Consider the following 16,480-nt stretch of genomic DNA (forward strand, 5'->3'; position numbering starts at 1 on the left):
TGTATGACAGAATGTCCTCATGAGGCTTTAAATATCTCAGATGAACAGATTTTATTTAGGAAATTCGGAAGATGAAATGGAGTTCATGCCTATTATCCCTTTGAATGAAGACGGGGAAGGACAGGAGGATGAAAAGATTCCCGATGAACTGGCATTATTACCATTACGAAATACAGTACTGTTTCCGGGTGTTGTGCTGCCGATTACGGTGGGCCGGGACAAATCCATAAAAGCGGTGAACGATGCGTACAAAACCGACAAGTCGATCGGGGTGGTGGCGCAGAAAGACAGTACCATAGAAGATCCTGGCGTAGCGGATCTGACCGAAGTGGGCACCGTGGCGCGTATTGTGAAGCTCATTAAGATGCCTGATGGCGGCACTACCATCATTATACAGGGCCGCAAGCGCTTTAAGATAGATGAAATACTGTCAGAAGATCCCTACTTCAAAGCGAAGATCAGCGTGTTGCATGATGAAGCGGCAGAAGACGATTCAGAATTTGAAGCATATATTTCTTCCATCAAAGACCTGGCAGGACAGATCATACAGCTTTCTCCCAACCTGCCTTCGGAAGCGAGCATCATCCTGAAGAATATCGAGAATCCTTCTTTCCTGGTGCATTTTGTTTCTTCCAATCTCAATTCAGAATTGAAAGAAAAGCAGCAATTACTGGAGATCAACAACCTGCGCACCCGTGCAGAATTGCTGATGAAGCTGTTGCAAACCGAATTGCAGCTGGCTGAGCTGAAGAACAAGATCACCAATAAAACCAAAGCGGACCTCGACAAGCAGCAGCGCGATTATTTCCTGCAGCAGCAGATGAAATCGATCAAGGAAGAGCTGGGAGGAGATGCCAACGACCGGGAGCTGAAGGAAATGAAGCGTAAGGCCGAAGAGAAGAAATGGCCGGCCGCCGCTGCAGAAGCTTTTGCAAAAGGTATTGAGAAGCTGGAGCGTATGCATCCGAGCACGCCTGATTACAGCGTGGTATACAATCACCTGGACCTGATGCTGGATCTGCCCTGGGGCGAATATACCACCGACAGCTATGACCTGAAGAAGGCGAAAAAGATACTGGACCATGACCATTACGGCATGGAAAAAATAAAGGAGCGTATCCTGGAATACTTGGCTGTACTGAAACTGAAAGGGGACATGAAGTCGCCCATCCTCTGTTTCGTTGGCCCTCCGGGTATCGGTAAAACCTCCCTGGGACGGTCTATCGCCAATGCTGTTGGCCGTAAATATGTTCGTCTCAGCCTGGGCGGCTTACACGATGAAAGCGAGATCCGCGGGCACCGTAAAACCTATATCGGCGCTATGCCGGGCAGGGTGGTACAATCTATCCGCAAAATCAAATCATCGAACCCGGTGATGATCCTCGATGAGATTGATAAAATAGGCAATGATATGCGGGGCGATCCAAGTTCAGCACTGCTGGAAGTGCTGGATCCTGAGCAGAACAGCACCTTTTACGATAACTACCTGGAGCTGGAATATGACCTGAGCAAGGTGTTGTTTATAGCCACCGCCAATAATATCAGCTCTATTCACCCTGCGCTGCGCGACAGACTGGAGATCATTGACCTGAGCGGGTATTCCATTGAAGAGAAAGTAGAGATTGCCAAAAGGCACCTGTTGCCCAAGCAAAAGGATGCGCATGGTCTGAAGGATACAAAGATAAAGATCAGTAATACCGTGATTGAGCAGCTGATCGCTGATTATACGCGGGAGAGCGGTGTACGTGAGCTGGACAGGCAGTTTGCCGCCATTATGCGTAACCTGGCCAAACAGGTAGCAATGGATGAGGAGCTGCCGGATGCGCTCACCGAAGAAGGGCTGCAGCAAATACTGGGTAAACCCCGTTATTCCAACGAGATCTATAAAGTGGGCAATCCGCCGGGAGTAGCAGTGGGGCTTGCATGGACCTATGTGGGTGGTGACATCCTGTTTATTGAAAGCAGTTTGAGTGAAGGCAAGGGAGAGCTGAAGCTGACAGGCAACCTGGGTAATGTGATGAAGGAGTCGGCAGTTACTGCGCTTACCTACCTGCAATCCCATGCAGAAGAACTGGGAGTGGATCCGAAGAAATTCGGACAGAAGAGCGTACACGTGCATGTGCCCGAAGGAGCTGTGCCGAAAGACGGTCCCAGTGCGGGTATTACCATGCTTACGGCATTGGCTTCTGTATTTACCGGCCGCCGGGTAAAATCCTACCTGGCTATGACCGGCGAAATCACGCTCCGCGGACAGGTGCTGCCAGTGGGCGGTATCAAGGAAAAGATACTGGCCGCCAAAAGGGCAGGGATCCGTGAAATTATTCTATGCTGGCAAAATGAAAAAGATATCAAGGATATTAACCCGTCTTACATTAAGGGGATGAAATTTCATTATGTGAAGCAAATGAACCAGGTACTGGAAATAGCGTTATTAAAGAAGTAACAGGGCGTAACATTGCTGCCAGTCATGACGGCAAACTATATATGTTCATACCGGTTTAGTTGTGACCCGATATGAACTTCATGTTGATTGTTTTAAGGGTTGATAAAGCCATTCCGTAAATGCGGAATGGCTTTATTGTTTGGTATAATTAGTCTGCGAGTTGCCGTTTGTAGAGCTGGATGGTATTTTCCAGGCCGAAGTAGAGGGCATCAGCCACGAGTGCGTGACCGATGGATACTTCTTTGAGTTGTGGTATATGCAGTTTAAAGAAGCGGAGGTTATCGAGATTGAGATCGTGGCCGGCGTTGAGGTCCAGGCCGATAGCGGTGGCTTCTTTAGCGGTGTTTTTATAGTCGTTGAACAGCTGCAGGTTTTGCGGCTGTGTACGTGCGTTCGTATATTCTTCCGCGTAGGGGCCGGTATAAAGCTCTATACGGTCGGCGCCGGCGGTTTTAGCGCCTTCTACTTTGGATACATCAGCATTGAGGAAGATGGACACACGGATCCCTGCTTTTTTCAGGGTGGAGATCACATCTTTCAGTTGGGACTGGTAAGCGATGGTATCCCAGCCGGTGTTGGAGGTAATGGCATTGGGTGGATCGGGTACCAGTGTGCATTGGTGGGGTTTCACGGCCAGCACCAGGTCCATAAAGTCCTGCGAAGGATATCCTTCTATATTGAATTCCGTTGTTACCAGTGGTTTCAGATCCCTTACGTCCTGGTAGCGGATATGCCGTTCGTCGGGGCGGGGATGAACCGTGATCCCGTCGGCGCCGAAGCGTTCACAATCCTGCGCCACTTTTAGTATATCCGGTAGATTGCCGCCGCGTGCGTTGCGCAGGGTAGCAAACTTGTTGATGTTTACACTCAGCTTTGTCATGCGGCAAAATTACGGCTTTTAGCTTTTACAAAAAATGCAGCGGGGAAAAAGTAATGACTTCTTCCCCGCTGCATTTGTATTTGATAGTCGTTTAAAACTAGTACCTGTAGTAGTCTGGTTTGAAAGGACCTTCTGCAGGAATACCGAGGTATTCAGATTGTGCAGTAGTGAGTACGTCCAGTTCCACGCCGATTTTTTTCAGGTGTAAGCGGGCTACTTTTTCATCCAGGTGTTTAGGCAGTACATATACCTTGTTTTCGTAGTTTTCTGAGTGCAGCCACAGTTCCAGCTGAGCCAGTACCTGGTTGGTAAAGGAGTTACTCATTACGAAAGAAGGGTGGCCTGTAGCGCAACCGAGGTTCACCAGGCGGCCTTCGGCCAGGAGGATAATATCTTTACCATCGATGGTATATTTATCTACCTGTGGTTTGATTTCCACTTTGGTGTTACCATAGTTTTTGTTTAACCAGGCTACATCAATTTCGATATCGAAGTGACCGATATTGGAAACGATGCATTTGTCTTTCATCAGTTTGAAGTGCTCGCCGGTGATGATATCGCGGCAACCGGTAGTGGTTACAATGATATCAGCTTCTTTCACAGCGTCGTTCATCTTCTTTACTTCATAACCTTCCATTGCAGCCTGTAAAGCGCAGATGGGGTCAATTTCAGTAACGATTACGCGGGCGCCTGCACCTCTGAGTGATTCAGCGGAACCTTTACCTACGTCGCCAAAACCGGCAACAACAGCTACTTTACCTGCAATCATCACATCGGTAGCGCGACGGATCGCATCTACGCAGGATTCGCGGCAACCGTATTTGTTATCGAACTTGGATTTGGTAACGGAATCGTTGATATTGATAGCGGGCATTGGTAAAGTACCTGCTTTCATGCGTTCGTATAAGCGGTGAACACCAGTGGTAGTTTCTTCACTTAATCCTTTGATATGCTGGATCAGCTCCGGGTATTTATCGAAGACCATGTTGGTCAGGTCGCCACCATCGTCCAGGATCATGTTCAGCGGACGGTCGGGGCTGCCAAAGAACAGGGTTTGTTCAATGCACCAGTCGAAGTCTGCTTCATTCAAACCTTTCCAGGCAAATACGGGTATACCGGCAGCAGCGATAGCAGCAGCAGCGTGGTCCTGTGTAGAGAAGATATTGCAGGAGCTCCAGCGCACTTCAGCGCCGAGGGCCACGAGGGTCTCTATTAATACGGCAGTTTGGATAGTCATATGCAAACAACCAGCAACACGTGCACCTTGCAATGGTTTGCTGTTACCATATTCTTCTCTCAATGACATCAGCCCGGGCATTTCGGCTTCTGCCAGTTCAATCTCTTTACGACCCCAGGCCGCAAGAGACATGTCTTTTACCTTGTATCCGAGGCTAAAGTCAATGTTTGATTTTGCAATTGTTGACATTCTGAATTGTTTTTTGCAAATCTAGGGTTATTTTAACTTTTAACATAACCCGTATGCATATATAAGGTATTATAAGCGCTAAAAATTTGTTAATCACCTCTTCCCGCCCGCTATCTTATTACCAGATAAAATAATTTGATTTAATATAAATATTATTATAGATTTGCTAATTAAAATATATGATTTTATATTTAATTGTTTGAAGATGTGCTACAGGTGGAAGGGTATAGTATAATTAAAGAAATCATAAATAACGTCTATAAGAGCGTTTTGGGACCCACCACCACATGATCAGAGAGATAAATATAATTGCCGGCGGCTGGTTTTTCAGTTTCATCAGAAGAGAAGAAGAAACAATATAGATGCCTGCCGGGGAGAGCCAATTTAAGAGATCCGCATATAGGGTTTTACAAAGGACTGTTTTTCACATTTTTGACTTAAAATCTATATGTATAAATAGAAATTTACACGCTTATATGTTACTCCTTTCCTATCCTACGAAATTGATCAAGCAAGGTATGCCCCATCGTATCCATGTATTCCTGTACCAGGCTGTTTTCCTCATAGCTGCTTTTTTCCTGGTAAGCACGGGCGTACAGGCACAGGTTACCATTAACCCGCTGGGAGGTAATACGCTTACCGATGGATTGAGGATAAAGATCAATGCGGATGGTACCTATGAAATTACAAGGAATGGGAGATCAGAATCCAGGAAGGAGAACAGCAGTGCGGTAATGGGCATCCGCTCCAATTTCAAGATGGAGAATACCACGGGTTTTTTCACGGCTTCACCCCTTGATATCAATTTTACAAACATATCCGAGGTGATGGGAGCCGGTACAGCGGCGGATCCTTATAAGGTTTGTCTGGCAGGCACTCTTTCTTATTATGAAAATTTCGGCAGGGGCCCTTTTGATCTCACCGTACTGATGACCATCACTTATGTAGCGCCTAACAGCTACTTTGTGCTGGACTATACTTTTTACAATACCCGGCCCTCCACTACATTTCACCTGTACCTGAGTGAATTTCCCACTATGCAGGACAACCCCGTGGCGCCTATACTGGATAATAACAAAAGCGCTACAGGGTTTATGAACCCTCCCGGCGGTGGCCCCAATCCGGATATCATCGGGTTTATCCGTCCTCCAGGCTATAATCCCGCGTATCCCAATGCTACGGTTGGCACGTTTTCACATACCTATCACGCCTATACGACATTTTCTTCCTACGTGGCGAAATCGGCGGGCGACCGGCAGGTGTTTAACAACATGGAACTGGTAAACGCGATCGATGAAGGCGGTGTGAACACTTCCACCAAAGGGCTTGCTGCAGCTATCAACCTGGGGATGAAGCCAACCGCTAAAGCTGTTGGTACCCGCGTGGCGGTTGACTATGGCTATGATAATTCACCGGTGCATATTAACCTGCAGGGAACGCCGCTTAGTACCAATACAGATCCTATTTCGGTATCATTTGAGAAAGATTCTGCCACCGGTCCTGAAGGAAATAACGGGGATCTCACCTCACCTAATTTATACCTGGTAGTAAATAACACGGCCACCATTACTTCGGAGATGTATGTGAAAGTGGCGCTGGTGCCTCCGTCGGGCGGATCGCATAACGCCGTGCAGGGCACCGATTTTACTTTTTACGGCGGGTTTATGATCCCCGCAAAGGCGTATGTTCCCGGCGATAAAATTCAATTAAGTAACATTAAGATCATCGGTAACAATGCCCTGGAATACAGCCGGCATATGACTTTCCAGCTGGTGCCGGTTACCGAAAACAAACTGGTAACTATTACCGGGCAAACTACCTGTACCTATACGATCCAGGACGATGAGCCACGGAATATCACCTTATCCGCCCCTGCGAAGATCCGCGAAGGCAGCACCACCGACTCTATCCGTGTAACGCTGCCGCCGGGAGTGCTGGCCTCCGAAAGAACCAGAGTGGATATTTCTGTTGTAGCTGCCGGTACCGAGGCGGTTGCATCGGACTTTACCTATGATAATGTTGCCTATATAGAAGTAGATTCCAATGGAGTGAACATCCCTGTAAAACCTGTGAAAGACAGTATCCTGGAGAAAGATGAACTGGTGAATTTCAAAGCGGATGCAATGGTAATGGGACAGGCACAAACTTTTTCCAAATCCCTGCATATAGAAGACGCTACCAGGCTGGATCCTACACTGACAATACTGTCTTTTGTAACGGATGATCCCACCCTGTTGAAAGAGCCATACACCGGGTTGGTAACGATTTCCCTGCCAAAGGATGTTACCACCGACCTTCCCATTGATGTGGTCATTAATAAAAAAAGTACTTCTACCGCTACCGATGGTACGGACTATGAGCTGAATGGCCCCGTTACTATTCCGCAGGGAGCAGGCCAGGTGGCCGTGCCATTCAAGATCAATGCTGATAATGCGATAGAAGGAACGGAGAAAATAGAAATAGAACTTTCCGCTTCTGATCCAATACCCTCTACTACTTACACCACTACTGTTACACCATATGTAGTGAATATTACAGATGCGCAGTTGCCTATGACAACGCCCATCATTTTACACATTTCCGCGAACAGTGTGAATGAAGGCGCTTCGCCCGGCGTTTGGGCGGAACTGCCTGCGGGCCTTAGTACTGAAATACCTATCCAGGTGGACTTCGCCCGGGGCGCTTCCTCTACTGCTGCGCCGGGAACCTATACGTTTCCTTCCGGTACAGTGACTATTTCTCCCGGTAAAACATTGTCTGATACCATATTGGTGGGGGCCAGCGCCAACCAGGTATTTGATGATACCCGCACGCTGGTACTGACAGGAAGCACCCCGGGAGCCGGTATCCTGGTGAAAGACAGCCTGACGCTTACTATTAACGACCAGACTGCGCCAGCACAGAAGCAATTGACCATTGCCCCGCTGAAGTATCACCTGGATGAAGGCGACAGCACCCGGTTTACTATTGCATTGCCAGCGGGTTATACTTCCGCAAAAGACATTGTAATTGCGTTGAAAAGAAATGCAGTTGGCTCCGATGCAGGCGTAACTGATTTTGGCTGGATATCAGAAGATACCATCCGCTTACCGGCCAACACGGCATCTCCTTATACTACTACCTACACCGTTATAAATGCGGCAGGCGATGATAATATTATTGAGAAAGATGAACGCCTGGCGCTGACCGGCAGCGTATCCGGGCTTAGCGGTTACACTGTTTCTGATACCGCTCTTATTATTGATGACGCCACACGCAGGGATCCTGCTAAAACCAAACTCACTTTCACATTGCCAACAGCTGCAGTGAATGAGAACAGCACCAATAATATTGGCTTTAATTTACCATCCGGTGTAACCACTGAAATACCGATCAAGGTAACACTTGGCGGCGCCACTGGCACGGCTATACGTAATACCGATTATTACCTGCCTGCAGACACTTCTTTCACAGGAGCATCTGGTATAGCAGAGCTGAAAGTAGCGGGTGATATCCTGGTGGAAGACGCAGAAGATATCCATCTTACACCAGCGGTGAGCGATGCGTTGAGCACCGTGTATACCTTCCTGCCAGCTACGGTTGATATCAACATTAAAGATGCGCAGTATCCTTTCCCTGCGGGCGATTCGGTGATCCTGAGCAGCGCGCCCGATAGCATTTATGAAGGCAGCAATGCAGTTATTACCGCCACTTTCCCACATGGCTGGAAAGCTGGCAAGGACTGGGTGATCAACCTGTTGAAGAATACCGCTGCTTCTACGGTGGCAGATGCCCGTCATACTACGGTGCCGGCCAGCATTACCATTCTCAATACCCAAGCATCTGCTTCTGCTCCTGCTATTACCGCCATCACTAATGCCATACTGGATGATGAAGGTACACTGGTGATTGATGGTAATAAGGGTAACAGCAATATGCCGGCTACCAGTGCGGGCGTATTTATAAAAGACTATACAGAGAAACAACCTAATGCCAGGAAAATGACCCTTACTCCCGATGCCACACTGGTGCCGGAAGGAAATAAAGTGATGGTAACGGTAGCAGTACCATATGCATCTGCAAAAGATGTAAGCGTACAGCTGGCGGTTGATAACGTAGTGACTACTGCTAAGAACCCCGGCGATTATACCATGTCTGCCGCTTCCTATGTATTGCAGCAGGGACAAACCACCGCTACCTTTGAACTACTGAAAACAGTAGCAGATAAGGTGTTGGAAAAGAATGAGGCGTTGGTGGTAAATGCTACTGCTAACAGGTATACAGTAAATAACCTGCCGTTGGCCATACAGGATCTTACCCGTACAGATGCCGCTAACCTGGCACTAAGTATCAGCACCTGGAAAACGCCGCTTTCGGAAGGCGATAGCGGGGCTTTAACTGTGAGCCTGCCCGCGGGTGTTACCACGGAGGTACCCGTACATATATTGCTGCCACAATCGGTAGGCGATGCGGAAGCGGGATTGGATTATGTGCTGGCGCCCGATGTGTACCTGAACAGCGGCAACAACTTCGTTACCGGGTTGAAGCTGAGTAAAGATAACTTCACAGAAGGTCCGGAAAGCTTTACCATTAACGCCAGCGCTACCGATGGTATCAGCACCTTTACCATCAACAAGCCGGTGATCACTATTAACGATGATCCGTCACAGTACCCGTTGCCGGCTCCTGTAGTGCTGAACAGCAGTCTTGCCGCCATTGATGAAAACGGCGCCGGCGCCGTACTGAGTGCACAGCTGCCCAACAACCTGCAGGCGGGTAAAGACATTACCATACATATAACAAAGGACAACGCGCTGAGCACAGCGATAGGTGCAGACCACAATGCTTTACCATCTCCCTATGATATTGTTATCAGAAAAGGGCAGCATACAGGTACGCACAGCTTTGCGCTGAAGGCAGTGAAAGACCTGGTGCTGGAAGATGATGAAACAGTGGTATTAAAAGGCAACATTACAGATGCCACCTTCAGTACTGCTGTTGTAAAGGATACAATTATTACCATTAAAGACAGAACACATGATGACCCGGTTACCGGCTTCATACATCTTACCGCTGTTACACCCGGCGCCAAAGTGCTGGAAGGAAACGCTTACCAGGTGAAAGTAAGCCTGGCCCCAGGGGTTACTGCCAGCAAGGATATTGTGGTAAGATTAAATATAGGTGCGGGATCAGTGGCCACAGCAGGGGATATTGACCTGTTACCCGCTACGGTGACCATCCCGGCAGGTATCCCGGATGCTACCTTCTCCTTTACCGCAAAAACAGACCTGGTACTGGAGAAACCGGAACTGTTGTGGATCACTGCCGAACCAAACGGTTTTGCAGGAATGAAAGGAGATAAGTTATCAGTAACTATTGATGATGCTACCCGCCTGAACCCTGATAACCTGAAGATTGAAATGCGTGTAGACTCCTCCGTTATACATGAAGGTAGCGGCAGCGATGTAACGATCGGGTTTGTAAACAGCCAGATCACTTCATCAGAAGATGTGATCATTAATATCAGCAGGAATACAGCATCTACTGCAGATGATGCGGACTACAGCGGGATACCCGCACAGGTGACCCTGGCGGCAGGTGAGCATAATAAAACATACCAGTTGAAAGTAACCGGTGATAATATCCTGGAAGGAGATGAACAACTGCAGTTTACCGCACAGCTGGTAACAACAGGTTATACACTTACCCAGCCGGGCATGGTGCTGATCCCTGAAACCGGGGATATGCGGGTAATACTGCAGAAAGATAAGGATGCTGCAGAACCGGCAACCAATGGCGCCTATACCGTAAAATTACCAGGTACCAGCACTGCAGCGGCCGATGTGAAAGTTGTGTTCTATGTGAGCAGCATAGCGGGTACTACCAATATAGCGCCGGTACAAACTTCAGCTGTGATACCAGCCGGACAAAACAGTATATCCGTTCCCGTTAATGTGATCGATAATAAGGTGATTGAAGGAGATGAACAGGTGAGGATGTCGCTCATGCTGGCGCAGATGAAGCGGTTCAACAGGAACATTGCCCTGGATGTGGATGATAAGGACACCGTTACTTTAATTGTACATGATGATGAAAGCAATGCCCCTGGCCGTGAAATGATGATCACCAAAACAGCCGATGCCACTGAGCCGGATATGCCTGGCGGCTTCCGTGTAAGGTTCTCCGATACACAGTTGTCTGCCGTGAAAGATGTGAGCGTTACCTATACGGTAAGTGGTACTGCCGTTGCTGATGCCCGTTATCATAAACTGAGCGGCACGGTGCTGATACCGGCTGGTCAGAATGGTGCCGACATAAAAGTAACACCGATCGATAATAATATAGTAGAAGGGGACGAAGATGTGAAAGTGCAGCTGGGCGCCGTTAGCAGCAACATGGCAGGCATTACCTGGCCGTTATCTGCCAGCGCGGCAGCCGATGTGATCATTCATGATAATGATACGCTGGCGGTGGAAATATTTGCGGAAGTAACAACCGCTGCAGAAGGAAGTGGCGTGAAGTTTACATTGAAATCGCCAGCATCCGCAGCCTATGATGTGCCGGTAAGGCTCCGCATTACACAGGACGATGCGCGCACGTTTACAGCTAGTGAAGGAACAGTAAGCGGTAATATTTTAACTATCAGTATGCCGGCACTGGCGAAACAACACTCATTTGTGATCACCACCGGAGATAATGATATCAATGATGATGATGGATTCCTGAAGGCGGCCATACTTCCATATATCAGCGGTAACAGCACGCTGGTATACAAAGCCGGCGCCACAGACACTGCACGTGTAATGATCACCGATAATGATCCGCTGACGCTATCTTTTGCAGCCGATAAATTCAGTGTGAAAGAAGGGAATACCAACGAGAATACACCGCTCAGGTTTAATGTACAACTGAGCAGGCAAAGCTCCCGCCCGATCACTATTAATTATGATTTTGAGGAATCTACAGACGGGGTGTCTTATCCTTATATGGACTTCAAAGCTACACCGGGCGTGGACTTTGATAATACCATCAAACAAACGGTGATTGCTCCGCTGCAAACCATCGGGCAGGTAACGGTGAATATAAAAGGCGATACCACCTTTGAACAGAATGAAACCTTTATCCTGAAAATGACCACGGTATCTGTACCATCCGGACAGCATACGCCTACTTTAGGCGAGCCGTTTAAAGCTACAGGAGTGATCCTGAATGATGATCCGATGTGCAACAGCTGTGATACGGATGGCGACGGGCTGACGGATAAACAGGAAGATATCAACGGCAACGGGGATCCGTTTGACGATGATACCGATGGAGATGGTATCCCTAATTTCCTGGACCTGGATTCTGATGGTGACGGCGTGGCGGATTCCGTGGAGAAATATACCACAGATGGCCGCCAGATTAACAACAACAGCGGTAAGATCCGGGTGCACCCGGCGTTATCACCCAACAACGATGGCATTGGAAATGACGTGATGTACATTGAGAATATAGACAAGTACCCGGATAATGAAGTGGTGATATTTAACCGTTGGGGAGGTACTGTATTTAAACTGCAGCACTACGATAACAAATCGAAGAACTTCCGCGGTAAGGCGAATGCCGGCGGCAGCGCGGGAAATGATGTGCCGGATGGTTCTTACTTCTACAATATTGAAGTAACGATAGATGGCAGGAAAGAACGTTATACCGGGTTTGTGGTGATAAAACGGTAAGGGTTATACGAATTGAAGCAGATGTATCTGAACAAAATAATTAAGCTGATACCTATGAAAAAGCGCCTTATGAAAGCTTTAGGGGTTACTATCTTATGCTGGTGCTGTTGCCTGCAGGTTGCTGCGCAGCAGGAACCGCTGTACTCACAGTATATGTTCAACGGCATGATCATCAATCCGGCTTATCCTTCTATGGATGAATCTTCCAGTCTTACTGCGGTAGGCCGTAACCAGTGGGTGGGAGTGGAAGGTGCTCCAAAAACGGCCACAGCTTCCTTTTATACGCCCATTAAGGCTACCAATACCAGTTTTGGCGTATCGCTGATGAATGAAAAGATCACGGTGAATTCGCAGACGGCGGTGAACCTGAATGTTTCCCAGCGTGTGAAGCTGAATGAGAAGATTTACCTGGCACTGGGGTTGAAGGGCGGTATGTCACATTTTAAGGAAGACAACAGCTCACTGAGCACTACCGACCCGGTGTTTGCACAGAACCAGAGTTACTGGAAAACAGATGTGGGCTTTGGGTTCATGTTATTTACAGACCGCTTTTTTATAGGGTTGTCGTCGCCTACTTTCAAGAGTTTTGATCTTGGCAACAGTGTGAATAAAGTAGTGGTGGAGTCACACTACTACCTGCAAACAGGTTACCTGGTGAATATCAATGATGATGTAAAGCTGAAGCCAAACGTGTTATTGCGGCAGGTGAAGGGAGCAGGTTTCCAGTACGATCTGAACGCCAATATCCTTCTGAAGAATGTAGTGTGGCTGGGTGCATCATGGCGTTCCGAGAAAACGGTGACGGGACTGGTGCAGGTGCAGGCCACCAAAAACCTGCAGATAGGATACTCTTATGATACCCCTATGCAGTCGAACCTGAAAGGCGCTCAAACGGTGTCGCATGAAGTGATGATCAATTACCGCTTCTCATGGTCGAAGTGGAAAGTGGTGGCGCCGCGTTATTTCTAAATTTAAAAATCAAGAATGGTATGCGAAAATACAAATTCTCTTCCCTCATACTTTTCCTGGGTATTATTCCCCTGTTTGTTTCCTGCAGTTTTGTAAAGGATCGCGTGCAGCTGGGTGGTGTGGGCAGTATGGCTAAGGTAAAGCGTGCCGAACGGCTTTATAAAAGACAGGAGTATGAAAGAGCTATCTCACTGTGCAATGAAGTGATCAATAACGGCAGCAGTGAGGAAATATTACGCCGGGCAAAGTTACAACTGGCACGGGTGTATTTTGAAACCAGGCAGTTTGAGAAAACGATCAGCCTGTACGACGAGCTGCTGTATAAGCCTGAAAAAGATGTGCTGGTAACAGATGTAACCAATTATATTGATCTGCTGAAACGTACCGGCAGGGTATTGAAAGCGCAGGAGATCAGCGCGGTTTATGCCAATAATTATAAGAACAATGCCCGCTTTACCAACCTGAAAGAATCACTGGTGAACTATTATAGCTTCTTTAACCGTGATTCCATGGAGAATGTGAGAGTAGACAGCCTGCGGCTGAATTTACCTGGTTACCAGTATGGCCTTGCATTATACCGGAACAACATCGTATTTCTTTCCAACGATATCCGTAAAAATGAACAGCAATCTTTCTATACCAACTCCAAACTATACCAGATCTCTGAGGATGGTGTAGAACCTTTTAATAACAGCCTGCGTGGCGTATTACAGGTAGGGCCTGCCTCTTTTTTTGATAACGGGCAAAAGGTGATCTATACTTCCAACCGGTTTACCGATGTAAAGAACGACAAGAACTCCTATATTAATTATAACAATGGTACACAGTTGCTATCTGCTGTTTACCAGCCCGAGCATGATATGTGGAGCAAGCCGGCGCCGGTGAAGCTGGGGAAGAACATGGAAACTTATTCTTTCCTGCATCCGTCTGTTGCGCCGAATGGTAAACGTTTGTACTTTGCATCGGATATGCCTGGCGGTCAGGGTGGTACAGATATTTACTACGCCGACTGGGACAAGGAGACCAAACGGTGGAAAGCGCCGGTGAACCTGGGTCCGCAGGTAAATACCAACGGGAATGAACTGTATCCTTTTGTTGTGGGTGATAAATTGTTCTTTTCTTCCAATGGCCTTCGCGGGTTTGGTGGACTGGACATCTTCATGATAAATATTAAAAAACCAGAAGAAGGAACCGTACATTTGCCCTATCCTGTGAATACGCAGTTTGATGATCTGAACCCTGTGCTGGATGAAAACAAATTGTTACTATACTTTACATCAGACCGTTCAGGAGCGCATGATAATGATCACATCTATGTGCTGAACCTGAAGAAAAATCCTTTGAAACAGCTGGATCTGCCTTATCCCGGCAAGCCAGTAAAAGAAGATGACCGCGTGCCTTATACCATGAACCAGACGGACAACCGCCGTCAGCTGACTTTAGTAGGAACCAAGCAATACGATAATCTCCCTGTGCAACCACCGGTGGCAGATAGTGCTGTGGCAAAACCCGTTCCCGCAGTAGCCATTGCCGTTAGTCCCGGGCGTAACATGGCAGATGAGGCCAACGAGATTACAGACAGTTCTCCCGAAATGATTCCCTGGCAAAATGATCATCCCGGTACCAATACTGCTTCAACAGCCACTGTTACCACTTCGGTCAAAGCAACAGCTACCGGCGGGGCAACTTACAGCAGCCCCGAAATGGTGTCCTGGCAACAGGGAGGCAAAGGCTTCTCTGCATCTAACGGCACCGGTTATACGCTGATGAAAGACAGTACTGTAAAAGCATTGGAATCGCTGTGGAAAGTACCCGGCGTGATTTACTACGACCTGAATTCCTTTATACCACAGGACCAGGAATGGCGTAAGCTGGATTCTATTTTCAGGATATGGAAGGCTAATCCCCACCGGATCATACTGGTAAACGGGCATACGGATATTATTGGCACCGAGCGGTATAACCTGTCGCTTTCAAAGAACCGTGCGGTATATATCCAGGAATGCCTGCTGAGCAGGGGCGTGACGCCGGATAAAGTAAAGATCAATTACTTCGGATCTACACGTCCTGTATGGATAGCAGGGAATCTCAGGCTGGAAGGGAACAGGGATTACTTTATACAACTGCAGGGCGTTAACAGAAGATGCGAGATCAGGATTCAATGAACCAGTTATCGGTTATTTTTTAGCGTATATCAAACTAATACAAATGAACAAATTTTCCTCACTAATGCTATTACTGGCGGTAGGCACACAGGCCTTCGCACAGGAGATGCCTGTTGTGTTTAACAAGAGTTTCAGCGCTCCCAAAAACCAGTACAGGAAGCTGGCCATTGCGGAGAACAATGCTATTGTTGCCATCGGGGGCGGAACAGATAATGGTTGCATTACCAAATTATCTGCCACAGGCACGCTTATTTACAATGCCAAACTGAACAAAGGCGGACTGGTAGCTTACCAGGACTTGTTGCTGCTGCCAAAAAATGAACTGGTAGCGGTAGGTGGTGGCACCATTGCCTATGGCAATGCACGCATTACCAGGTTGTCGGCTACCGGCGAAGTCATATTTGATAAGAGCATCGGTAACGGCCAGGGTGGTTATTTCACCCGGGTAATTACCGACCGTCATGGTAACTATATTACCGTAGGAGTGGATGGCAGCAAGCCGGCACAGGCCCGCATCACGAAGATGTCGCCCGATGGTAAAGTAGAATTCGACAAGGGTTTTGGCGCGCACAATGTTTTTACCAATGTGCTGATCGATGAAGATGAAAACATTGTTGCTGTAGGTGGCGATGTGGGCGACGGACAGGGAAAGGCTTATATGGTAAAAGTAGATGGAAAGGGAGAAAAACAATTTGAGCTTTCCTTTGGTAAACCAGGGGCTACATTTGAAAAGATGTTGCTGCTGGAAGACGGGGCTGTACTGGCAATGGGCGGTGGCGCCTATGGTACCGGCAACGCCAGCCGTATTGCAAAAGTGAATGCGGAAGGACAGGTAGTATTTGATAAAGAATACAGTACGGCAGATGGTAAGTTCAACGCTATAAAGGTGAACGACCTGGG

The 16,480-nt window shown here is 47.7% G+C and carries 7 protein-coding genes; 5 read left to right on the forward strand and 2 right to left on the reverse strand.

Features of this window, described 5'->3' with window-relative positions; all coding sequences use genetic code 11:
• Positions 1 to 40: 40 nt before the first annotated feature.
• On the forward strand, positions 41 to 2,443 hold the full coding sequence (lon, locus tag VIM72_RS19175; RefSeq protein ID WP_332004431.1) for an endopeptidase La: 2,403 nt from the start codon (positions 41 to 43) through the stop codon (positions 2,441 to 2,443).
• Between the two features lie 148 nt (positions 2,444 to 2,591).
• On the opposite strand, the gene VIM72_RS19180 is transcribed toward lon, so the two are convergent.
• Positions 2,592 to 3,323 (reverse strand): pyridoxine 5'-phosphate synthase, encoded by a 732-nt coding sequence (locus tag VIM72_RS19180; protein WP_332004432.1) that lies wholly within the window; start codon positions 3,321 to 3,323, stop codon positions 2,592 to 2,594.
• A gap of 97 nt (positions 3,324 to 3,420) precedes the next feature.
• Positions 3,421 to 4,749 (reverse strand): adenosylhomocysteinase, encoded by a 1,329-nt coding sequence (gene ahcY / locus VIM72_RS19185; protein WP_332004433.1) that lies wholly within the window; start codon positions 4,747 to 4,749, stop codon positions 3,421 to 3,423.
• Between the two features lie 476 nt (positions 4,750 to 5,225).
• Between ahcY and VIM72_RS19190 the strand changes: the two genes are divergently transcribed.
• The 4 genes from VIM72_RS19190 to VIM72_RS19205 form a co-directional block, all read left to right on the forward strand.
• Positions 5,226 to 12,446 carry a Calx-beta domain-containing protein gene (locus tag VIM72_RS19190; protein ID WP_332004434.1) on the forward strand — a complete coding sequence of 2,407 codons (7,221 nt, stop codon included), beginning with the start codon at positions 5,226 to 5,228 and terminating at the stop codon, positions 12,444 to 12,446.
• Between the two features lie 69 nt (positions 12,447 to 12,515).
• Positions 12,516 to 13,415 carry a type IX secretion system membrane protein PorP/SprF gene (locus VIM72_RS19195; protein WP_332004435.1) on the forward strand — a complete coding sequence of 300 codons (900 nt, stop codon included), beginning with the start codon at positions 12,516 to 12,518 and terminating at the stop codon, positions 13,413 to 13,415.
• A gap of 20 nt (positions 13,416 to 13,435) precedes the next feature.
• Entirely contained in the window at positions 13,436 to 15,580 is a 2,145-nt protein-coding gene (locus VIM72_RS19200; protein WP_332004436.1) for an OmpA family protein, read from the forward strand.
• Positions 15,581 to 15,623: 43 nt separating this feature from the next.
• On the forward strand, positions 15,624 to 16,480 hold an 857-nt coding region (locus VIM72_RS19205), incomplete at its 3' end, for a hypothetical protein (RefSeq protein ID WP_332004437.1).

It is taken from the genome of Chitinophaga sp. (assembly GCF_036569185.1).
GTDB lineage: Bacteria > Bacteroidota > Bacteroidia > Chitinophagales > Chitinophagaceae > Chitinophaga.

Excerpts from the sequence above, each read along its gene's own strand:
- VIM72_RS19190 (WP_332004434.1), top strand. The coding sequence starts at position 5,226 with ATGTTACTCCTTTCCTATCCTACGAAATTGATCAAGCAAGGTATGCCC.
- lon (WP_332004431.1), top strand. The coding sequence starts at position 41 with ATGAACAGATTTTATTTAGGAAATTCGGAAGATGAAATGGAGTTCATG.
- VIM72_RS19200 (WP_332004436.1), top strand. The coding sequence starts at position 13,436 with ATGCGAAAATACAAATTCTCTTCCCTCATACTTTTCCTGGGTATTATT.
- VIM72_RS19195 (WP_332004435.1), top strand. The coding sequence starts at position 12,516 with ATGAAAGCTTTAGGGGTTACTATCTTATGCTGGTGCTGTTGCCTGCAG.
- VIM72_RS19180 (WP_332004432.1), bottom strand. The coding sequence starts at position 3,323 with ATGACAAAGCTGAGTGTAAACATCAACAAGTTTGCTACCCTGCGCAAC.
- ahcY (WP_332004433.1), bottom strand. The coding sequence starts at position 4,749 with ATGTCAACAATTGCAAAATCAAACATTGACTTTAGCCTCGGATACAAG.